Origin of the sequence: Nocardia nova NBRC 15556, assembly GCF_001613005.1 — a bacterium.
In the GTDB taxonomy this organism is placed as follows: Bacteria; Actinomycetota; Actinomycetes; order Mycobacteriales; family Mycobacteriaceae; genus Nocardia; species Nocardia nova.
In genome coordinates, this window is the sequence record NZ_BDBN01000003.1 from 15,478 (window position 1) to 36,603 (window position 21,126).

A 21,126-nucleotide genomic window follows, 5' to 3' on the forward strand; every position below is an offset into this window, starting at 1 on the left:
CCGGCCGCATCGGCGTCGGGCGCGGCGCGGGACGGAATTCGCCCGATTTCTCCCTGCGGTTCATGGCCGACCCGCCACCGCAGCGGGCATGATGAAGGAGAGCTCGACCGCGATCCGACCACCGGAGAGGACGAGATGTCTGCATCATCGGAATCCGACGACCTGTTCGCGATGCCCGATCTGGATCGCGGCGCACCCAAGACCCACTTCCCACATCGCGAGATGCCGGCCCCGGAGGCCTATCAGATCGTGCACGACGAGCTGATGCTCGACGGTGTGTCGCGGATGAATCTGGCCACCTTCTGCACCACCTGGATCGACGATCACGCTCGCCGGCTGATGGCGCAGAGCCTGGCCAAGAACATCGTCGACAAGGACGAGTATCCGCAGACCGCCGAGCTCGAGCGCCGGTGCGTACGCATGGTCGCGGACCTGTGGCACTGTCCCGATCCCGGCTCGACGCGCGGCACCTCCACCATCGGGTCCAGTGAGGCGGCGATGCTCGGCGGGCTGGCCGCGAAGACGCGCTGGCGCAAGAACGGCGGGCAGGGCGTCCCCAATTTCGTCTGCGGTCCGGTGCAGGTGTGCTGGGAGAAGTTCGCGCGCTATTTCGACGTCGAGATCCGGCAGGTGCCGCTGCGGGGGGACCGCTATACGCTCGAGCCGGACGATATTGCCGCACACTGCGATTCGAATACGATCATGGTCGTCGCGACGATGGGTCAGACCTTCACCGGACTGTTCGAGGACGTCGCCGCGATGAGCGCGGCCCTCGACGACCTGCAGGCCGGCACCGGCCTGGACATCCCCCTGCACGTCGACGCCGCCAGCGGCGGATTCCTCGCCCCGTTCACGGCGCCGGACCTGGTCTGGGACTTCCGGCTCGAGCGGGTGAAGTCGATCAACGCCTCCGGGCACAAAACCGGCCTGGCTCCGCTCGGCGCCGGCTGGGCGCTCTGGCGCACGGCCGCCGACCTCCCGGACGAGCTGGTGTTCAACGTCGACTACCTCGGCGGCAGTATGGCCACCTTCAACCTGAATTTCTCCCGCCCCGGCGGCCAGGCCATCACCCAGTACTACGACTTCATCCGGCTCGGCCGCACCGGCTATACCCGGCTGCAATCGGCCATCTACCGGGTCGCCGAACATCTGGCCCACGGCCTCACCGAGACCGGATTGTTCGAGATGATCCACGACGGCACGCCGACGCGGGGAATCAGCGCGGTGTCGTGGCGGCTGCGCGAAGATCCCGGCTTCAATCTGTACGACCTGTCCGAACGCCTGCGCTCGCGCGGCTGGCTGATCGCCGCCTATCCGCTACCGGCCGACCGGCAGGACGAGACGATCATGCGGGCGGTCGTCCGGCACGGCTTCACCCACGATATGGCCGATCTGCTGCTGGCCGATATCGACCGCTGCGTCGATCAGCTGAAGAAGCATCCGCTGTCCACCTCGCTGACCCGCAAGGAGGCGGGCGGCTTCACCCACGACGCCACGGCCGCGGTATCGGACCGGACTATCGTCACCGAGGTGCGGGACATGCTGCGCGCGGCCGGAGAGGACCCGGCGCAGATTCGCTGATGTCGAGCGCGCTCATGCCGCATGCGGCATGGCGTACGGTTCCCACCGGTAGACGTCCGGAACCGCCTCGTGGAACAGCGCCAGATCGACCGCGTCGAGCATGGCCTGATGGGGACCGGGCCGGGACAGTTGCGCCGCCGAGACGGCCAGTCGCAGCGTTCCCCCGCGTCGCGCGATGCGGGCCGCGCTCATGATCAGTGCGTGGCACCACCACGGTTCGGCCCGGAAACCCTCACCGACGCCGTGCACCCAGCAGCGCTGTGCCGTGTCCCGTTCCAGGTCGTGGATGGCGGTCAATCCCAGCGCCAGGCGGAAGCCGACCTCGGGCAGGGCGGCGACGGCGCCCTCGGAGGCCGTCCAGCGCGGGGCGGCGAACAGCCGGGTGCGCAGGCCGATCTGCTCCATCACCCGGTCGGCGGCGGTGAGGCGCAGGCGCGCCTCGTGCTTGGGCAGCGCGGCGAATTCTGCGCGGCGGCGTTTGGTCGCGGCCTGGTCGTAGCCGTGCAGCACGATCGCGTCACCCGCGGCGCGGCGGTCCCGCAGCCACTGCTGGGTGCGCCGATCCTCGGTGAGCCGGTATTTCCCCTTCAACCGCGGCGCCACCAGCAGCGACAGCCGTACCCCGCGGCCGTCCATCTCCGCGGCGAAGGCGCGCGCCTGTTCCAGTGTGGTGTCGCGAATACCCGACACCGAGACGATCAGCTGCCCGAACCCCCGGTCGTTGCCGCTCATGCCTCCACTGTGCGCGCGGCAGGTGTCGGCCCCGTGCAGCCGAAGTGACGCCCCGACGAATTCCCGGAGCGACCACCCGGCCGCACGATCCGGCAACCGGCAACCGTCAGCCGACCTCGCCGAGCCCGACCCGATCGAGCACCCAGGCGTATTCGAAGGCGACTTCCTTCCACTTCTCGTAGCGGCCGCTGACGCCACCGTGCCCGGCGCTCATCTCGGTCTTCAGCAGGAGCTGGGAGTCACCGGTCTTCGTGGCCCGCAGCGCGGCGACCCACTTCGCGGGCTCGACGTAGAGCACGCGGGTGTCGTTGAGGCTGGTGATCGCCAGGATCGCCGGATAGTCCACGGCCGCCACGTTCTCGTACGGCGAATAGGACTTCATATAGGCGTAGACCTCCGGATCCTCCAGCGGATTACCCCACTCGTCCCATTCGATGACCGTCAGCGGCAGCGACGGGTCCAGAATCGAGGTGAGCGGATCCACGAACGGCACATTGGCGAGGATGCCCGCGAACAGGTCGGGCGCCAGATTGGCCACCGCACCCATGAGCAGCCCGCCCGCACTGCCACCGTCGGCCACCAGCACCTGCGGCGTGGTGACGCCGGTATCGACGAGATGCCGTGCGCAGGAGACGAAGTCGGTGAAGGTGTTCTTCTTGGTGAGCGTCTTGCCGTTCTCGTACCACAGCCGCCCCATCTCGCCACCGCCGCGCACATGCGCGACCGCGAACACCATGCCGCGGTCGAGCAACGACAGCCGCGACACCGAGAAACCCGGATCGATACTGGCCTCGTAGGAGCCGTACCCGTAGAGCAGCAACGGCTTCGGGTCCGCACCCTCGCTGTCGCGGCGGCGCACCACCGAGATCGGAATCCGGGTGCCGTCGGCCGCGGTCGCCCAATCCCGGTGCTGCACATAGTCGTCCGGGTCATAGCCGCCGAGCACCTGCTGCTGTTTGCGCAGCATCAGTTCCCCGGTGACGGGCACGTAGTCGAAGACCTGCATCGGGGTGATGAACGAGGTCACGCCCAGCCGCAGCGTCGGCTGCGCCCATTCCGGGTTGGAGCCCACGCCGGCGGAGAACAGTTCCAGGCCGAATTCCAATTCGCGCAGCTCGCCGTAGCCGTCGGAAGTCAACGGCCACACCGCGACTCGCGGCAGGGCCTCGCGCCGATACGAGAGGACGAGATGGTCGCGGAAGCAGTCGACGTCCTCGAGCCGCACATCGTCGCGATGACCGATCAGCATGGTCATCGCGGCCGGATCGTCCACCGGCGCCTCGGTGAGCACGAAATTCTCGGCCTTCACACCGTCGACCACGTCGTTGTGCAGGATCAGCAGCCGGTCCTGCCCGCCGATCACCGCATGTTCGGCCGAATACTCCACACCCTCGCGGCGCGGCAGCAGCACCCGGAATTCGCCCTCGGGATCGTCGGATTCGAGGATCCAGCCCTCGGTGGTGATCTTCGACCCGACCCAGATCATCAGGTACTTCTCGGAGCGGGTGGCGCCGATGCTGACCCAGTAGCGCTCGTCGGGCTCGTGGAACACCTTGACGTCGTCGGACTGCGCGGTGCCGAGGCGGTGGCGCCATACGGTGTCGGGCCGCCAGGATTCGTCGACGGTCTGATAGAACACGTGGGTTCCGTCCAGCGACCAGGTCGCCCCCGGCGCGGTGCCCGGAATTTCGTCGCCGAGCAGCTCGCCGCTGCGTAAATCCTTGAACCGCAGCACATACCGCTCGTCACCGACGGTATCGGTGGAGTACGCCAGCAGCGTGCCGTCGTGACTGATCGAATAGGCGCCGAGGGCGAAGAAATCGTGCCCCTCGGCCAGCACGTTGCTGTCGAGCAGAATCTCCTCACCGGGAATCTCGATATCGACGTCGAGTTGCGGCGGGGTCCAGTCGTCGACATCGGTGATCGGGCAGCGGCAGTGCACGCCGTACTGCTTGCCTTCGAAACTGCGCGAGTAGTACCAGTACTCGCCCAGCCGCGCCGGGACCGACATATCGGTCTCCTGGGTACGCGATTTGATCTCGTCGAAGATGCGCGCGCGCAGCGGGGCCAAGTGCGCGGTCTGGGCGTCGGTATAGGCGTTCTCGGCCTCGAGATGGGCTATGACCTCGGGATCGTCCTTGTCCCGCAGCCATTCGTAGGGATCGACGAAGGTGTCACCGTGATGGACGCGTTCGGCCGGGACCTGTTTGGCCACCGGCGGGGTCACCGCCACCGCGGCGTCGCCGGCGTTCTGGATGGTTCCGGTACCACTGTCGAGAGCCATGGTGACCACCGTAATCGCGGCAGGCCGTTCCGGGCGCGCACCCCCACACCCGCCGACAGAATGCATCGGCGAGGACGGGAGTGCGAGCTCGGCCCGCGTTACCCCAGGCCGGTGGTCCGCGGTGCGGGCCGGCGCAGGTCACGCCCGTTGCCGCGGGCCGAACGACGAGATTCCATCAGGAAGAACAGTGCGGCTTTGCGGCGCGGGCATTGGTCGGTGGGACAGCTGCTGTGACTGTGCAGGATGTTGTGCGCCTGCTCGACGGTGAGGTGCCGGGGCACCACCGCGCAACTGTCGAAGACGGGTGCCATGCGGTGCTCCATCCTTGTCGTCCGTTCAGTGCGGCAGGGCACGCCCTCTCGGTCTCTTGACCAGTCGACGCCCTCCAACTGCCACAGTGAATGGGGTTTCCGATCAGGTTGCGGCGTAAACCAGCGGTGTTGCCGAGACGAGTAGACGAATGCCACATTTCGCAGGTCGGCATATCGGTGTGATCCCGGCCATGCCGGTATGCGCGGATTCGGAAACGACGCCGGTGCGGCGGCTTCCGACCGCCTACTCTCGGGGACGGCAGCGCCCGCACGGATCCAACGGGCAATCACTTCGATGCAGGAGCACAGGTTGGAAGCGAAGAATCGCGAGATCGAACCCGGGGCGGTCTGGCAGCGCAGCGGCGACGGGGAGGGCGGTGTCGAGGTGGCCTTCCTGGCCAGCGGCAATATCGGGCTGCGTGATGCCAAGAATCCGGACGGGCCTGCGCTGATCTTCACTCCCGGCGAATGGCGGGCGTTCGTCGCCGGCGCGAAGGACGGCGAATTCAACCGGCCGGGCGCGCAACCGCACTGAACGCAGCGCACCTGATCTCCGGGGCATCGCCCGGTCGCGCGGGGTGTCCCGCGCCGATCGGACGTCGGGCCCCGGCGATCAGGCCCCGATCGCCGCGCCGATTGTCGGCCAGGACGCGTGCAGATAGTCCTGCCAATACGACCAGGAATGCGTCCCCACCGGACTGTGATCGACCCGGGCCGGGATTCGCATGCCACGCAGCCGCTGCTCGAAGTCGGTGACGCAGACGTCCACGCCTGCCTCGATCGGCCCGCCCAGGACGATGTTCTCCGGCAGCTGCGGTTTGATCTCGGTCTCGTGCGGACCCGGGATTCCGGTGCCGGTGGACAGGTAGAGGGTCTTGCCGCGCAGCCGATTCGCCAGCAGCGCCGGATCGTGGGCGCCCCATTCCGGGCTTCCGGGCGCACCCCACATATCGAACGGATTGCCGCCGCGATTGGCGATCGAGAACATGATCGCCCCCTGCGCGATGCCCAGGTCCGGGCACGCGCTGTATCCCGCCACCGCCTCGTACAACTCCGGATGGCGAACGGCCAGGACGAACGCCGCGATGCCGCCCATCGACAGGCCACCGACCGCGTTCACGCCGTTGCCGGAAAAAGTGGCGTCGATGATGGGCGGAAGTTCGCGCGTCAGGAAGGTTTCCCACTGGTAGCGGCCGAAGTGCGGATCGTCGCGCTGCCAGTCGGTGTAGTAACTCGCCTGCCCGCCGATCGGCAGCACCACATTGACGTTCTTACCGTGGAAGAAGGGTTCGGCATCGGTGGCATTGGTCCAGGTGCTCTGCTGCACACCGGGATCGAGCCCGTCGAGCAGATAGTAGGAGGGCCGTGAACCCCCACCGGCCGGATGCAGCACCTGAACCTGGATGGTGCGTCCCATGGCTGGGGAGTCGATGAACAGCGCCGTCCGGGTCGGGCTCATATCGTTTTCCCCGACCACCCGCGCCGCCGATGCGCGTGGCTGTGGGCCCATCCAGGGACCGAAGACGCCCAGTCCGACTGCCAGCACAACCGCAGCAACGAATGAACGTCGCATGTCCCCACCTCCGTCAACCCACCACAACTGCTACTTAAAGTAACGCATACTGTGGTGCCGCGCGGAGCTTTCGGCCTCCCGGCGCTTCCTCAGCAAATCACCCGGTCCGCAGCAGGACTCAGGTGAGCCACCACTTTCCGTCCTGTCCGCCCGCGGCATTCGGTTGTGCCCGCCCGACCGCGCCCCGGATCGATGCGGCCAGATAGTCCAGGTCCGCACGCGGCGGGGTCGTCGCGCGATTGCGCAGACCGAAGCCGTCGCCGGGCGTGCGCGGAATGACGTGCAGATGGACGTGGAAGACCTCCTGCCCGGCCGTAACACCGTCTGCCAGAAAGAGATTCACCCCGTCACAACGCACCTCGGACTGCCGCAGCGCGGCCGCCAGACGCTGCGCGACCTGAAAGAGCTTGCCGCCGATCGCCGGATCGAGTTCGGCCAGGCTGCGCGCCGGAATCTTCGGAATCACCAGCAGATGACCGGGTGTCATGGGACGGATATCCATGAAGGCGAGAACGTCGTCGTCCTCGTAGACCTTGGACGAGGGCGCCCGCCCGGCGACGATATCGGCGAAGATCGTATAGGGGTCCATATCCGGCAACCCTAGTCGCCGATTTCGCCTGCGCCGCCGCACCATTCGCACGGCGCCGAGCACGCGCGAGACCACCGCGCGAACGGCGGCGCCGGGCGGTTGCGGTGCCGCGACCATCGGTCCGGCGGCGGTTACAGAATCGGCGAGGGGGTGTAGCGGGCGGCCTCGGGATTCGCGTCGATCAGCTTCTGCACCTGCGCCACCACATCGCCCACCTGTGCCTCGGCGGCCCCGATGAACGCCGTCCGATCCGCCAGGGCAGCCTCGAGTCCGGCCCGGTCCAGCGGCATCCGGTCGTCGGCCGCCAGGCGGTCCAGCAGATCCGGTTCGCGCCCCTGCTCCCGCATGGCCAGCGCCACCGCGACCGCGTGCTCCTTGATGACCTCGTGCGCACTCTCGCGCCCGACCCCGGCCCGCACGGCCGCCATCAGAATGCGGGTGGTGGCCAGGAAGGGCAGGTAGCGGTTGAGCTCACGCTCGATCACGGCCGGGTAGGCGCCGAATTCGCCGAGGACGGTCAGGAAGGTTTCCATCATGCCGTCGATGGCGAAGAACGCGTCGGGCAGCGCGACCCGGCGCACCACGGAACAGAACACATCGCCCTCGTTCCACTGCGCGCCCGCCAGTTCGGCCGCCATCGAGCCGTAACCGCGCAGCACCACCTGCAGACCGTTGACGCGCTCGCAGGAGCGGGTGTTCATCTTGTGCGGCATCGCCGAACTGCCGACCTGCCCGGGCTGGAAACCCTCGGTGACCAGTTCGTGCCCCGCCATCAGCCGCACCGTGTGCGCGAACGACGAAGGGCCCGCGCCCAATTGGACCAGCGCGGAGATCACGTCGTGGTCCAGGGAGCGGGGGTAGACCTGGCCGACACTGGTCAGCACGGTCGCGAAGCCCAGATGCCCGGCGACCTTCTGCTCCAGCTGGGCGAGTTTGGCGGCGTCGCCGTCGAACAGATCGAGCATGTCCTGCGCGGTGCCCATCGGGCCCTTGATCCCGCGAAGCGGATACCGGTCGATCAGCTCGCGCACCCGGTGCAGGGCGATCAGCACCTCGTCGGCCGCACCGGCGAAACGCTTGCCCAGGGTGGTCGCCTGTGCCGCCACGTTGTGCGAGCGACCGGCCATCACCAGCGACTGGTACTCGGCGGCCCGCTCCGCCAGCCGCGCGGCGACCGCGACGCCGTGTTCGTAGACGTGTTCCAGCGAGAGCCGGATCTGCAACTGCTCCACGTTCTCGGTCAGATCCCGGCTGGTCATGCCCTTGTGGATCTGCTCGTGCCCGGCGAGGGCGTTGAACTCCTCGATGCGCGCCTTCACATCGTGGCGGGTGATCCGCTCGCGTTCGGCGATCGAGGCCAGGTCGACCTCGCCCAGCACCCGCTCGTAATCCTCGAGGACCTCGGGGGTGACCGCCTCGGTACCGGCGGCGCCGAGTTCGGTCTGGGCCCGCAGCACCTCGAGCCACAGCCGGCGCTCCAGCACGATCTTGTTCTCGGGCGACCACAACTGCACCAGCTGCGGGCTCGCGTACCGGGTGGCGAGGACGTTCGGGACAAGACTCACGAACAGTCAGTCTAATGTTCGATGCCTGCTCGGTTGCTGGGGCATGGCCGCGGGCAGGTGCTGCGCCGCGGCCGGTGGCACGGTCTGCGGCGCCATCAGCGGTTGCGGCACCGGCGGAGCGATCACATCGATCAATTCCAGCAGCGCGCCGCGGGCGGTCCGGCGCGGTTGCGGATCGGATTCGGCCAGCGCGGCGACCACCGCACCGTCGACCACCGCCACCAGCCGGCGCAACTGATCGGTGCGCACCATCCGATCGGATCGGCGCAGCACATCGGCCAATAGGTCCTCGAGCTGGGCGCGTAACCGCAGCTGCACCTCGCGTAGTTCCGGATGCCGGGCCGAGGCCACCGACCGCTCGTAGCGGGCGATCAGCCGCCCGCGGGCGAATTCGTCGGGGCCGTCGGTGCCGACCATCAGATCCACGATCAGGTCGACGGTCGCCTCGGCGCCGCGTTTGCGGTGGGTGACCTCGCCGATCCGGCGGCGCATCGACTCGAGTTCGGCATTGCCGCTGAACTCGACCGCGCGCGCGATCAGATCCTCGAGGGATTCGAAATAGTAGGTCGTGGATGCCAGGGGCAGATCCGCGCGCGTCGCCACCGAACGGTGGCGCACGGCATCGAAGCCGCCTTCGAGTAGCAACTCCGCGGCAGCCGCAACCAACGCTTGGCGACGCCTTTCGCCTTTCGGGGTCGTCGCGGTGATCACCGTGTCATCGTGCCAGTCATCATCGGTTCATCCGTGCCAAATCGGTGCGATCTGTGCAAATCTGTGCGTCTGTGCAATCCCGGCCGAATCGTTGCTGTGCAATCGACCATGGGACCGCGCAAATTTCCGGGATCCGATCCGAGCGGACAGCCGGGATCGGTTCGAAATAGCAAGGGTTGAAATCACAACCCGAATCATTTGTACCGCATCCACGCGCTCCGGTGGGCCGGTACGGAAAGTCTGTGCGTCAGCTCAGATATCGGCCGAGTCGCACCAGCGCCTCCTCGATATCCGCGGTGGCGCCGGCGAAGGAGAATCGGACCGTGCGGTGTCCGTTACGGGTGTCGAAATCGATACCGGGCGCGAGGGCGACACCCGTGTGCGCCAACAGATCCGCGCACCAGCGCGTCGAATCCTGGCTCAGATGACCGATATCGGCGTACGCGTAGAAGGCGCCGTCGGCAGGCGCCAGATCGCTGATGCCGAGGGCGGGCAGCCCCTCGAGCAGTAACGACCGGTTGCGGGCATAGCGGCGGACGTGCCCGTCCAGTTCGGATTTGGCCTCCGGGCCGAACGCGTGCGCCGCCGCGAATTGCGAAATGGCCGGCGGGCAGACGGTCATATTGGACGCCAGCCGCTGCAGCGCCGGGCGCAGCCGCGCGGGTGCCAGCATCCAGCCCAGCCGCCAGCCCGTCATCGAGAAATACTTCGACACCGAACCGATCACCACCGACTCGCGCGAGGTCTCCCACGCCGAGCTCACCGGTTCGGTGTCGCCGTCGACGCCCGAATAGGCGATGCCGTGATAGATCTCGTCGGAGATCAGCAGCGTGCCGTGCTCGTCGCACCAGCGGGCCAGGGCCGCCAGCTCGTCCGGGGCGATCATGGTGCCGGTCGGGTTCGCCGGGCTGGCCACGATCAGGCCGGCGGGCGGTTCGGGCAGCTCCTCCAGCATCGCCACCGTCGGCTGGAACCGGGTGTGGGAGCCGCAGTCGAGTTCGATCACCCGGCAGCCCAGGGCCGTGAGGGTGTTGCGGTAGGCCGGGTAACCCGGGCGAGCGACCACGACGGTGTCGCCGATGTCGAATGCGGCCAGGAAGATCAGCGTGAACGCGCCCGAGGAGCCGGTCGTGATCACCACGTCGTCGGACTCGACCTCGACGCCGTAGGTGTCACGATGATGGGCCGCGATGGCCGAGCGCAATTCGGGGATGCCGAAAGTCTCGGTGTAGCCGAGTAATTCGGCGTCGAGGGCCGCCTGGGTGGCGCGGCGCACCGGCACCGGGGCGGGCGTGGAGGGCTGGCCCGCCGCCAGGACCAGCACGTCGCCGTGGGTGCGGGCGCGTTCGGCCGCGGCCTTCCAGACGTCCATGACGTAGAAGGTCGGAACGGTGGACCGCCGGGATTCACTGCGCACCAGACGACGGTAGAACACCGCCTCGGCAGGCCGGCGCGCAGTCCGTTCCCGGGCACCGGGCGCCTGAGACGTTGCTGTGCGCCGCCGCGCCTGCCTGCGTGTCCGGGCGGGCCCCTGTTATCGTCGGCAGAATGCCTGACCAGGCACGCCGCGCGAAGTCGTACCAGGGGGGCTGGACCGTGATCCGCCCCGACTGGCGAACGACGCTGCGCCGCGACCGTCCCTCGATCGCGCGTCGCCTGCGTTCCTCGGCCCGCCGATCGCGTGAATTCGGGCAGGTCGCGGCGGTCGAATGGCGCACGCGGGTGGGGCGCTGGTGGCAGATGATGCGGGATCGACACTGGCGCGAGGAATTCGAGACCCTGTGGCCGCGGCTGCGCGGCTGGGTCGGCGAGCATCGGGTGCTGGTGATCGGCATGGTCGTGGTCGGACTGTTCGCCGCCGCCGACACCGTGGCGCCGCAACCGGTCGATTCGACGCCGAAACCCGGTGCGGCACAGCGGATCGCGGTGGCCTATCCGCTACAGGTGCAGGCCGAACCCGAAACCAGCAAGCGCTATCTGACCGCCATCGACAACGGCGAGCGCATGCGCGAGGCGCAGGTGGTCGCCGCGGCGTCGCGGGCCACCCTGGAACGCGCGAAGGCCGAAGCCGCCGCGGCGGTCGCCGGGACGCCGCAACCCTGGCTGTCCGGGCCGGCCACCACGATTCCCGGCGGCATCCTCCCGGGCGGAATCGCCCCGGGCATCGGCGGTTTCGCCCTGCCCGCGCGCGGCGTGTTCACCTCCGGGTACGGGGGCCGGTGGGGCACCTTCCACTACGGAATCGATATCGCGGCGCCCATCGGTTCGCCGATCTACGCCGTCGCCGACGGCACCGTCATCGACGCCGGGCCGGCGCAGGGCTTCGGACTGTGGGTGCGCATCCGCCACGACGACGGCACCATCTCGGTGTACGGCCACATGTACGACTTCTCGGTGTCGGTCGGCGAGCGGGTGCGCGCCGGTCAGCAGATCGCCCGCATCGGCAACCGCGGCGATTCCACCGGCCCGCACCTGCACTTCGAGATCCTCATCGGCGGACAGCATGTGGACCCGCAGCCGTGGCTCGCCATGCACGGCATTCAGGTCGGCTGAACCCGGCGGGCTCGCTTCGGCCTTTGTGCGCCTCGAAACCGGTGGGGCCGAAGCCGATTCGGCTACACGCGGGTGGGAAGCGAGATGCGGTCCTCGACGGCGGCGAGACCGATATCGGTGCGGAAGTGGCTGCCGGGCAGTTTGATTCCCGCGATGCGTGCGTAGGCGTTCGTGCGAGCCTCGGTCAGATCCCCGCCTGTGGCAACGACATTCAGCACACGCCCGCCGGCCGACAGCAGTGCGCCGTCCGCGCGCAGCGCCGTACCGGCGTGCAGCACTTCGGCATTCGCGCTTCCCTCCGAGGCCGGGGCGCTCTCCGTGCCGGAGATGACGTCACCGGTGCGGGGGCGGCCCGGATAGTTCTCCGCGGCCAGCACCACCGTGATCGCCGCGCCGTCCTTCCAGACCGGCGGCTGCGCCTGCGCCAGCGTGCCGGTCGCGGTGGCGTGCAGCAGGGCGCCGAGCGGACTGTCGAGCAACGCGAGCACGGCCTGGGTCTCGGGATCGCCGAAGCGGCAGTTGAATTCGACGACCGCTGGTCCGGCTTGGCCGATCGCCAGACCCGCGTAGAGCAGCCCGGAGAACGGGACGCCACGCCGAACCATTTCGGCGGCAACGGGTTTCACCACATCGTCGACGATTTCGGTGACGGTCTCCGGCGGCAGCCACGGCAGCGGGGTGTAGGCGCCCATACCGCCGGTGTTGGGGCCGGTGTCGCCGTCGCCCACGCGCTTGTGGTCCTGCGCGGGCAGCAGCGGCACCACGGTCTCGCCGTCGACCAGGCAGAACAGGGAGACCTCGGGACCGTCGAGGAACGATTCCAGCAGCACCGGATGGCCCTGCTCGAGCAGTTCGGCCCCGTGGTCGCGGGCCGCGGACCGATCGGCGGTGACCACCACACCCTTACCCGCGGCCAGCCCGTCGTCCTTGACGACCCAGGTCGGCCCGAAGCGATCCAGTGCGGCGTCGAGCTCGCCCGGATGATCGACGACCTCGCTGTGCGCGGTGCGCACCCCGGCCGCGGCCATCACGTCCTTGGCGAACGCCTTCGATCCCTCGATCCGCGCGGCGGCGGCCGACGGTCCGAAGCAGGCGATCCCCGCCGCCCGGACCGCGTCGGCGATGCCGAGCACGAGCGGCACCTCGGGACCGATCACCACCAGATCGGCGGCGAAATCCCGGGCCAGGCCCACGACGGCCTCCGCGCTGGCCGGATCGACCGCCCGCACCTCGGCGACCTGGCCGATCCCCGGATTGCCGGGCGCGGCCGCGATCGCGGTGACACCGGGATCCCGACGCAGGGCTTCCACCAGGGCGTGTTCACGGGCTCCGGATCCGATGACGAGTACGCGCACGCGTGACAGCTTAGGGGACGCAGGTGAACAGCAGATGCGGGTACCGGGAGGACAGCCCGCCGCCCCGGCCACCGCCTCCCGGCCGGGCGGGGCAGTATGAAACCCATGCCATCTGTATTCAGCGCGATCATTGCCGGACAGCTGCCGGGGCGGTTCGTGTGGGAGGACGAGGAATTCGTCGCCTTCCTGACCATCGCTCCGGTCACCCAGGGTCATACGCTCGTGGTTCCTCGCAAGGAGATCGACCAGTGGCAGGATCTGGATCCCGCCACGTTCGCGCGGATCAACGAGGTCGCTCAGAAGGTCGGCCAGGCGGTGCGCAAGGCGTGGGACGCGCCGCGCGCGGGCCTGCTGATCGCCGGGCTGGAGGTGCCGCACCTGCACGTGCACGTCTTCCCGGCGTTCGAGCTGGGCGATTTCAACATCTCGGGCGCGGACACCGATCCGAGCCCGGAATCGCTGGACGAGGCGCAGGACAAGATCAAGCAGGCGCTGCGCGATCTCGGCTACGGCGCGAACGTCCCGGCCTGACGCACCGAGCCTGAATCACTCCTGCGAACGGGGCAGGCGCACCGCGAAGGTGGTGCCCTGCCCCACCGCGCTGTGCACCGAGACCGTGCCGCCGTGCGCGGCGACCAGCGCCTGCACGATCGACAGACCCAGTCCGGTGCCACCGCTGTCGCGGCTGCGTGAGGTGTCGGTGCGGTAGAAGCGTTCGAAGATGCGCTCGGCGTCCTCGGTGGGCAGGCCCGGCCCGGTGTCGGCGACCTCGATGACCACCTCGTCCGGAGCGGGTGTCAGCGCGACGGTGACCGCCGCGTCGGGCGGGGTGTGAATCAGCGCGTTGTTGACCAGATTGCCCAGCACCTGACGCAACCGCGCTTCGTCGCCACGCACCTCCAATGTCCCCGTCCCCGGGCGTATTTCGAGGTCGATGGGCCGGCGCGGCTCCTCGGGACGCTGGGCCGCGTCGACGGCGCGGGCACTGTGCACCGCATCGCTGGCCAGTGCCAGCAGATCCACCGGCCGGCGTTCCACCGGGCGCTGCGCGTCGAGGCGAGCCAGCATCAGCAGGTCCTCCACCAGCAGGCTCATCCGCTTGGACTCGCGTTCGATCCGGTCCATGAACAGGGCCGGATCCGCCAGCGCCCCTTGCCGATACAACTCCGCGAAACCCTTGATCGTGGTCAGCGGGGTCCGCAGCTCATGGCTGGCATCGGCGACGAACCGCCGCATCCGGGCCTCCGAACGCCGCGCGGATTCCTCGGATGCCTCGGTGGCGGCGAAGGCGCTCTGAATCTGGGACAGCATGCCGTTGAGCGATTGCGAGAGCCGATCGACCTCGGTGTTGGTGCCCTGCACCGGAACTCGCCGATGCAGATCCCCGCTCGCGATGGCCGCGGCGGTCTTCTCCACCTCACCGAGCGGGCGCAGGCTCCGGCGAATCACGAACTGCGCCACCACCGCGAGTACGGCGAGCACGATGAGGCCCACCGCGACCTGCAACCCGATCAGACGGTCGATGATGTTCTCGGTTTCGGTGAGGCGCAGCGCGACCACACTGGATCCCTGCGGAGTCACCACCTCGAGCGCGCGCCAGTGTTCGTCGGGGTCGCCGACCGATCCCACGGTCTGGGGATGTCTCGACAGATTCGACGGAGTGTCCGGAACGGTGGGTCCGGAACTCAGCAGCAGACGCTGATTTCCGGTGGGTCCGGTCACCTGCACGTAGAACAGCGCGGGCGGGCGTTCCCGCCCCGGAGGTTGCGGAAGGTGCTGGGGCGGTGGCGCATCGGGGCTGGCCCAGCTGTGGGCGGCGTCGAACAACTGCCGATCGACCTTGTCGATCAGCACATTTCGCATCGCGGAGGTCACCGCGACACCCGAGACCAGCAGTCCGAGACCCGCCAGGCACACCAGCGCGAGCACCAGGGTGACCCGCAGCGGCACCGCGGCCAGGCGACGCGAGATCCGGCGCCGCAGTCCGCGCCGCGGCGGGGCGACGCCCTCGGCGCGTGCGCCGGTTTCGGCGATGTCACCGGGTTCGGTGCCCGGCTCGGCCGGACCGGCCGTCGCGAGCACCGCCTCGGGGCCGGCCGTGTCGCTGTCGGCGCGCTCGCGCACCGAGCGCGGATCGCTCATTTCGCCGACGACCGGCTGCGGCTGGGCGCGCGCATCACGTAGCCGACACCGCGCAGGGTGTGGATCAGCCGGTCGGGACCGGTATCGACCTTCTTGCGCAGGTAGGAGACATAGGTTTCCACCACGCCCACCTCGCCGCCGAAGTCGTAGCGCCAGACGTGATCGAGGATGCGCGGCTTGCTCAGCACCGTTCCGGCATTGACCATGAAGTATCGGAGCAGGGTGAACTCCGTCGGCGAGAGCGCGACCGGTTCCCCGGCCTTCCACACCTCGTGCGTGTCGTCGTCGAGTTCGATGTCCTCGAAGCGGATACGCGAGGATTTCGTCTCCTCCACCACGTGACCGGAGCGCCGCAGAATCACCCGCAGCCGCGCCACCACCTCCTCGAGCGAGAAGGGTTTGGTCACGTAGTCGTCGGCGCCGAGGGTGAGGCCGGTGATCTTGTCCTCGACCTCGTCCCGCGCAGTGAGGAACAGGACCGGGGCATCGATGCCGTCGGCGCGCAGCCGGCGCAGCAGGCCGAAGCCGTCCATACCGGGCATCATGACGTCGACGATGAGGGCGTCGGGCCGGAACTGCTTGGCCCGGTCCAGCCCTTCGGCGCCGTTGGCGGCCGTGGCCACCTCGAACCCCTGATAGCGCAGACTCACCGACAGCAGTTCGACGATCATCGGTTCGTCGTCGACCACCAGCACCCGAGCCTCGGGGGTCCGATCGCCAGCCACTCCACTCATGCTGGATATCGTCTCTCCTACAGCCCGGAATGCGCTGAACGTTGTCTGGGAGTTTCCTGCGAGCCGGCTGCGCGACAGGTCGGAGAACAGGCGACCCGCCGACCCGGGCGGCGCCTCCCGGATCGGCGGGTCGTCGATGGTGCTGCGCTCTTATGCGGCGGCCTTCAGATCGGCGCCGAGCGTCTTCGCGTCACCCTTGATCGTCTTCAGGGTGTCGGCGGCGGAGCTGCCGTCCAGGCTGTCCTTGGTCTTGGCCTGCTGCAGTTCCTGACGGAACTTGTTGAACTCCTCCTTCACCTTGGCGGGCACGGCGGCCTCGTTGTGGGTGAGGGTGTCGATGTCCTTGTCGAGCGACTTCTCGAGGTCCTCCGGCTTGTCGGTGTCCTGAATCTTGGTGAGGACCTTCTGGATCGCGTCCACGGAGGGCGCGGCCGGCTGGTCGTCACCGTCGTCGTCCTTGTGCTTGTCGGCGCCGAACGCCGAGCCCGTGGACAGCTTGGGAGCCGACGGCGCGCTGCTGGTCGTCGGCGCGGCGGAGGGGGTATCAGCCGAGGCGACGGAGGCGGTAGCGCCGGCGATCGAGACCGAGAGGGCGGCGAAGGCGGTCGTTGCCAGGATCCGGCGGGTGGCTGTTGTCATATCGACAGTCATCTCCTTACTTCGGTGGGTTTCATCAGGTGCGTTGCCACGAATCTGCTCGGGCAGGAAGTCCTGTCCGGACAGCGGCCGCGGCAACGGGGCCCGACGCTAGGGGGACGGTTCGGAGCGGCGCAATGGCCCGAAATGGAAACCACCAGGTCGGCATGCGAGGTTTAGCGACGGTTTTGCTGACGACTTCTCGCCCGTTCATCGCGGGGTGGCAGGCGCTTAACTTTCATCACGGCGGCGCGGATCGGAGCACACCACGCCCGAAAAGAGCAGAATGGACATCGGAAAGGTCGTCATGGCAGCGATACGGGGCCTGCTCGACGTGGTGTTGGGCATCCTGACGGCCGTGCTGGGCACGGTGGTCGGCCTGTTGGCGCTCGTCGTCTGGATCCTCGGCGCGGTGTTGTGCGTGACGATCCTGTTGATTCCGCTGGGAATCCCCGTCATCAAACTCGGCAGCCGCCTGTTCGGGCTGGCCCGGCAGCTGATGCATCTCCCCTGACGCAAAAAGGGCTCCGACCTGCTTTCGCAGGCCGGAGCCCGAGTGGAGCCCCCTGTCAGGATTGAACTGACGACCTTCGCTTTACAAGAGCGGTGCTCTACCACTGAGCTAAGGAGGCGGGTGAAGCGGTGCCATCATAACCGGGGCGCGGGCCGTCCGGAAAAATCGTTCACCACTGTAGGAGGGAGCGGCGGATCGCAGCGGCTGCGTGTGCCCCTCAGGGCAGCACGCAGCCGCCGATCACCGTCGCTCCGCGCAGTTTCGTCCGGCGCGGAATCAGGACTGGGCGCCCTGGCGAGCCGCGTCGTCGGCCGCCATCGCGTCACGCAGGCTCTTGGGCCGCATATCCGTCCAGTTCTTCTCCACGTATTCGACGCAGGCAGCGCGGCTGTCCTCGCCGAACACCACTCGCCACCCGGCCGGGACCTCGGCGAAAGCAGGCCACAGGGAATGCTGCTCCTCGTCGTTGACCAGAACGAAGAAGCGGCCGTCCTCGTCGTCGAAGGGGTTGGTGCTCATTTCACCTCACTGGATGCTGGCGCTGTGTACGGGAACGCGCTGGATACGGAACTCGCGGGGCGCGGGCACGAGCCGAAACCGACCTGAGCCGACCGACCAGAGCCGTAGCCCCCGAGCGATGTGTCGACACTAGCAAGACCGACGTTACGCGTTGGTGGTTACCTCGAGCCCGCGAAGAAATCGAGCAGGATCTTATTGACCGCCTCGGGACGTTCCAGATACCCGTAATGCCCGGCGTCGGGGATCTCCTGGTATCGGGCGTCGGGAATGGCTTCGGCCAGCTCACGGGTCAGATACGCGGGAATCATCCGGTCGTCGGCGAATCCGATCGACAGGCACGGCACCTTGATCGCGCGATAGGCCTGCAACCGATCGAAATCGTGGTCCATCCGGCGCTGCGCCCGGATTCCCGGGGATGCCGGTCCGCCGGTGAATTCGAACAGATCCAGCCAATCGCGCGCGGAATTCGGATCGGCCATCGTGGCGGGCGAAAGATTCATCACCGCGGTCAGGGCGGCCTCGTATTTGGCGGGCAGTCGCACGCCGGAGGCGTCGAGTTCGTGTTCGCCGAGCGAGAGCGTCTTCTGGAATTGGTCGAGCCGCGCGTGTCCGGCCATGAATACGGCTTTGCGCACGAGGTCGGGCCGCGCCAGGGCCAATTCCTGCGCGACCCGCGCACCCATCGAGGTGCCGGCGACCAGGGCCGGGCCCTCGTCGAGAAATTCGATCAGCGCCGCGGTGTCGGCGACCAATTCGTCGATGGTCATCCCGTCGGGCGCCTCGTAGGACGGAGCGATGCCGCGATTGTCGAACGTGCACACTCGGTAGCCGGCCGCGACCAGCGCCGGAACCTGGTGCAGCTCCCACACCCGGCCGGGGCTCCCGGTGCCCATGATCAGCACGACCAGCGGGGCAGCCCCCTTGGTGTCGGTGCCTTTGGCCTTGTCTCCCTTCACCTGGTAGTTCAGCGAGATTCCATTCACCGTGGCCAACGGCATAGTGCTGCGACCCTTTCCACTCGATTCGTGCGGTGCTCGATACACGCAGTGGGCGAAATTCGCCTCCCTACCAACGTTATAGGTTCCCGAGGCTCCAGCGTTTCGCCGGTGTGGCGGGTGTCGCCCCGCGCTGTTGCGGTTCGGCAGCGGTCGGTACCGAGTCGACGGGCCCCTGCGCGGCGACCGATACCATTGACAGCGCACGGCGCCGACACCACGACGGTCGAACCCCACCGCCGTGCCACGACCCCGAGCCGAGAGGACACGATGATGGCCGCGAAGAGCGCCAACGACATCGCGGACGACGACCTGGAACCGCTCGCCGACGAGACCGCACGGCAGGCACAGCGCGTCGTGGCCGCCTACGCCAACGATGCCGACGAATGCCGGATGCTGCTGTCGATGCTCGGAATCGGTCCCAGCGCGCGCAGCGAATAGGACGAGCCCCGCGCAGCGCAATGCGCAGCGCTCATCACAACTGAAATCCCACGCCTAGTTCCGCCATTTCGGCGACCGGAGGATCCAGCAGTGGACCAGATGCGCGACATACGCAGCGATCGATCTCGAGACGCTTCGCCGGAAACCGAATCCGCACCAGCGGACCGTCCCGGCGGCGCCGGGTCCGGTTTCGTCGTGGTCGCCAACCGGCTCCCGGTCGACCTGGAACGTCTCCCGAACGGGACCAAGCGGTGGAAGCGCAGTCCGGGCGGCCTGGTCACGGCCCTGGAGCCGGTGCTGCGCAACAACAACGGCGCCTGGGTGGGCTGGGCCGGCGTTCCCGATGTGGATGTCGATCCGATCATCGAGGACGGCCTGGAGTTGTATCCGGTGCCGTTGACCGCCGAGGAGGTCGCCGCCTACTACGAGGGATTCTCCAACGGCACGCTGTGGCCGCTCTATCACGACGTGATCGTGCGGCCGGAGTACCACCGCGACTGGTGGACCGCCTACGTGGACGTGAACCGGCGCTTCGCCGAGTACACCGCGAAGGTGGCCGCCGAGGGCGCGACGGTGTGGGTACAGGACTATCAGCTGCAGCTGGTGCCGAAGATGCTGCGCATGCTGCGGCCCGATCTGACCATCGGATTCTTCCTGCACATCCCGTTCCCCCCGGTCGAGCTGTTCATGCAGCTGCCGTGGCGCACCGAGATCGTGGAGGGGCTGCTCGGCGCCGACCTGATCGGCTTCCACCTGCCCGGCGGCGCGCAGAACTTCCTGTACCTGGCGAGAAGGCTTGCCGGACAACCCACCTCGCGCGGCACGGTCGGTGTGCGGTCGAAACTCGGTGTGGTGCAGGTCGGTTTCCGCACGGTGCGGGTCGGCGCCTTCCCGATCTCGATCGCCTCCGCCGAACTCGACGAGCTGTCGCGAAGACGCTCGGTGCGGGAGCGCGCCGCTCAGATCCGCAGGGAGCTGGGCAACCCCAAGCACATCCTGCTCGGTGTGGACCGCCTGGACTACACCAAGGGCATCGATATCCGCCTGGCGGCGCTGCAGGAACTCCTGCACGAGGGCCGGCTGGACCCGGCCGAGACGGTGATGGTGCAGCTGGCCACGCCGAGTCGCGAACGGGTGGAGAGCTACATCCAGATGCGCGGCGACATCGAACGTCAGGTGGGCCGCATCAACGGCGAATTCTCCCGCGTCGGTTACCCTTTCGTGCACTATCTGCACCGGCCGATCCCCCGCGACGAACTGGTCGCCTTCTTCGTGGCCGCCGACGTCATGCTGGTGACCCCGCTGCGCGACGGGATGAATCTGGTCGCCAAGGAGTACGTAGCCTCGCACAGCGGCCTCAACGGCGCCCTCGTGCTCAGCGAATTCACCGGCGCCGCAGCGGAATTGCGTCAGGCCTACCTGTGTAATCCACACGATCTGGACAGCGTCGAGAACGCGATCATGTCCGCGATCGAGGACGACCCCGAAACCAAGCGGCGCCGCATGCGTTCGCTGCGCCGCCAGGTACTCGCCCACGACGTGGACCGCTGGGCGCGCTCGTTCCTCGACGCACTGGCCCAGGATCGGGTGGCCGGCAGCGCCCTGCTCACCGATGCGGATGTGGATCCGAGCGGCGCCGAGCGCTAGGCCCGCGGCGAACGCTCCCCGGCGGGGCCGGGCGAACGTTCCGGCGACTGCACAGCGACCCGAGGCGGGTACACCCTTCGAACCGACCGTCCGGCAGCCGGAGAGCGCCGCCCACACCGAATCTCGGTCCTGGCCTCCGCCGGGGCAGGCGGTCGCCGCGTACCCGCCACCCCGGATTCCGCCGCACCCGCCGGATCACCACACGGTCGGTCCGTGCGGCACAGGCGCGCTTCACCGGCGGGAG

The 21,126-nt window shown here is 68.2% G+C and carries 21 protein-coding genes and 1 tRNA gene; 7 read left to right on the forward strand and 15 right to left on the reverse strand.

Annotated elements, in window-relative coordinates; translation table 11 throughout:
• The first annotated feature begins 135 nt into the window (after nt 1-135).
• Complete coding sequence (gene gad / locus NN2_RS02255) at nt 136-1,581, forward strand: glutamate decarboxylase (RefSeq protein ID WP_082856651.1); 1,446 nt, start codon at nt 136-138, stop codon at nt 1,579-1,581.
• Between the two features lie 12 nt (nt 1,582-1,593).
• Here the strand turns inward: gad and NN2_RS02260 are convergent, their stop codons facing one another.
• The 3 genes from NN2_RS02260 to NN2_RS02270 all read right to left on the reverse strand — a co-directional run bounded on the left by NN2_RS02260 (nt 1,594) and on the right by NN2_RS02270 (nt 4,908).
• Nucleotides 1,594-2,313: a DUF2334 domain-containing protein gene (locus NN2_RS02260; RefSeq protein ID WP_063009935.1), complete on the reverse strand. Its 720-nt coding sequence runs from the start codon at nt 2,311-2,313 to the stop codon at nt 1,594-1,596.
• A gap of 106 nt (nt 2,314-2,419) precedes the next feature.
• The gene (locus tag NN2_RS02265; RefSeq protein WP_063009965.1) at nt 2,420-4,597 is read right to left on the reverse strand and encodes a S9 family peptidase; all 2,178 of its coding nucleotides are present in this window, start codon (nt 4,595-4,597) and stop codon (nt 2,420-2,422) included.
• Between the two features lie 98 nt (nt 4,598-4,695).
• Nucleotides 4,696-4,908: a hypothetical protein gene (locus tag NN2_RS02270; protein WP_063065915.1), complete on the reverse strand. Its 213-nt coding sequence runs from the start codon at nt 4,906-4,908 to the stop codon at nt 4,696-4,698.
• 310 nt (nt 4,909-5,218) lie between these two features.
• On the opposite strand from NN2_RS02270, the gene NN2_RS02275 reads away from it, so the two are divergent.
• A complete protein-coding gene (locus tag NN2_RS02275; protein WP_223273481.1) occupies nt 5,219-5,443 on the forward strand; it encodes a DUF397 domain-containing protein in 225 nt (74 codons plus the stop codon).
• Between the two features lie 78 nt (nt 5,444-5,521).
• Here NN2_RS02275 and NN2_RS02280 read toward each other — a convergent pair whose 3' ends face one another.
• The 5 genes from NN2_RS02280 to NN2_RS02300 form a co-directional block, all read right to left on the reverse strand.
• Entirely contained in the window at nt 5,522-6,481 is a 960-nt protein-coding gene (locus NN2_RS02280; RefSeq protein WP_063009937.1) for an alpha/beta hydrolase, read from the reverse strand.
• A 118-nt stretch (nt 6,482-6,599) separates the two neighbouring features.
• Complete coding sequence (locus tag NN2_RS02285) at nt 6,600-7,070, reverse strand: HIT family protein (protein ID WP_063009967.1); 471 nt, start codon at nt 7,068-7,070, stop codon at nt 6,600-6,602.
• Nucleotides 7,071-7,201: 131 nt separating this feature from the next.
• Nucleotides 7,202-8,635, reverse strand: a complete 1,434-nt coding sequence (purB, locus tag NN2_RS02290; RefSeq protein WP_063009939.1) for an adenylosuccinate lyase — start codon at nt 8,633-8,635, stop codon at nt 7,202-7,204.
• Between the two features lie 6 nt (nt 8,636-8,641).
• Nucleotides 8,642-9,346, reverse strand: coding sequence for a TetR/AcrR family transcriptional regulator (locus NN2_RS02295; RefSeq protein WP_081879751.1), 705 nt, complete (start codon nt 9,344-9,346; stop codon nt 8,642-8,644).
• A gap of 247 nt (nt 9,347-9,593) precedes the next feature.
• Nucleotides 9,594-10,763: a pyridoxal phosphate-dependent aminotransferase gene (locus tag NN2_RS02300; protein WP_082856653.1), complete on the reverse strand. Its 1,170-nt coding sequence runs from the start codon at nt 10,761-10,763 to the stop codon at nt 9,594-9,596.
• Between the two features lie 131 nt (nt 10,764-10,894).
• On the opposite strand from NN2_RS02300, the gene NN2_RS02305 reads away from it, so the two are divergent.
• The gene (locus NN2_RS02305; protein WP_063009941.1) at nt 10,895-11,899 is read left to right on the forward strand and encodes a M23 family metallopeptidase; all 1,005 of its coding nucleotides are present in this window, start codon (nt 10,895-10,897) and stop codon (nt 11,897-11,899) included.
• 62 nt (nt 11,900-11,961) lie between these two features.
• Here the strand turns inward: NN2_RS02305 and purD are convergent, their stop codons facing one another.
• Entirely contained in the window at nt 11,962-13,254 is a 1,293-nt protein-coding gene (gene purD, locus NN2_RS02310; RefSeq protein ID WP_063009943.1) for a phosphoribosylamine--glycine ligase, read from the reverse strand.
• Between the two features lie 105 nt (nt 13,255-13,359).
• Between purD and NN2_RS02315 the strand changes: the two genes are divergently transcribed.
• The gene (locus NN2_RS02315) at nt 13,360-13,785 is read left to right on the forward strand and encodes an HIT family protein (RefSeq protein ID WP_063009945.1); all 426 of its coding nucleotides are present in this window, start codon (nt 13,360-13,362) and stop codon (nt 13,783-13,785) included.
• Between the two features lie 15 nt (nt 13,786-13,800).
• Here NN2_RS02315 and NN2_RS02320 read toward each other — a convergent pair whose 3' ends face one another.
• From NN2_RS02320 to NN2_RS02330, 3 genes are all read right to left on the reverse strand, one after another.
• Nucleotides 13,801-15,204, reverse strand: coding sequence for a sensor histidine kinase (locus NN2_RS02320; RefSeq protein ID WP_063009971.1), 1,404 nt, complete (start codon nt 15,202-15,204; stop codon nt 13,801-13,803).
• Nucleotides 15,205-15,392: 188 nt separating this feature from the next.
• Nucleotides 15,393-16,130, reverse strand: coding sequence for a response regulator transcription factor (locus NN2_RS02325; protein WP_030517397.1), 738 nt, complete (start codon nt 16,128-16,130; stop codon nt 15,393-15,395).
• Between the two features lie 150 nt (nt 16,131-16,280).
• Nucleotides 16,281-16,769 carry a hypothetical protein gene (locus NN2_RS02330; protein WP_146098695.1) on the reverse strand — a complete coding sequence of 163 codons (489 nt, stop codon included), beginning with the start codon at nt 16,767-16,769 and terminating at the stop codon, nt 16,281-16,283.
• Nucleotides 16,770-17,073: 304 nt separating this feature from the next.
• Here NN2_RS02330 and NN2_RS02335 point away from each other — a divergent pair, with 304 nt between their 5' ends.
• Nucleotides 17,074-17,280 carry a hypothetical protein gene (locus NN2_RS02335; RefSeq protein WP_030517395.1) on the forward strand — a complete coding sequence of 69 codons (207 nt, stop codon included), beginning with the start codon at nt 17,074-17,076 and terminating at the stop codon, nt 17,278-17,280.
• 43 nt (nt 17,281-17,323) lie between these two features.
• Here NN2_RS02335 and NN2_RS02340 read toward each other — a convergent pair.
• The 3 genes from NN2_RS02340 to NN2_RS02350 all read right to left on the reverse strand — a co-directional run bounded on the left by NN2_RS02340 (nt 17,324) and on the right by NN2_RS02350 (nt 18,797).
• A tRNA-Thr gene (locus NN2_RS02340) sits at nt 17,324-17,398 on the reverse strand.
• A 158-nt stretch (nt 17,399-17,556) separates the two neighbouring features.
• The gene (locus NN2_RS02345) at nt 17,557-17,799 is read right to left on the reverse strand and encodes an MbtH family protein (protein WP_011207082.1); all 243 of its coding nucleotides are present in this window, start codon (nt 17,797-17,799) and stop codon (nt 17,557-17,559) included.
• A 158-nt stretch (nt 17,800-17,957) separates the two neighbouring features.
• A complete protein-coding gene (locus NN2_RS02350) occupies nt 17,958-18,797 on the reverse strand; it encodes an alpha/beta fold hydrolase (protein WP_063009949.1) in 840 nt (279 codons plus the stop codon).
• Nucleotides 18,798-19,067: 270 nt separating this feature from the next.
• On the opposite strand from NN2_RS02350, the gene NN2_RS37605 reads away from it, so the two are divergent.
• Nucleotides 19,068-19,235 carry a hypothetical protein gene (locus tag NN2_RS37605; RefSeq protein ID WP_169812365.1) on the forward strand — a complete coding sequence of 56 codons (168 nt, stop codon included), beginning with the start codon at nt 19,068-19,070 and terminating at the stop codon, nt 19,233-19,235.
• Between the two features lie 99 nt (nt 19,236-19,334).
• Nucleotides 19,335-20,882 (forward strand): alpha,alpha-trehalose-phosphate synthase (UDP-forming), encoded by a 1,548-nt coding sequence (locus tag NN2_RS02360; protein WP_063009973.1) that lies wholly within the window; start codon nt 19,335-19,337, stop codon nt 20,880-20,882.
• Nucleotides 20,883-21,126: the final 244 nt, after the last annotated feature.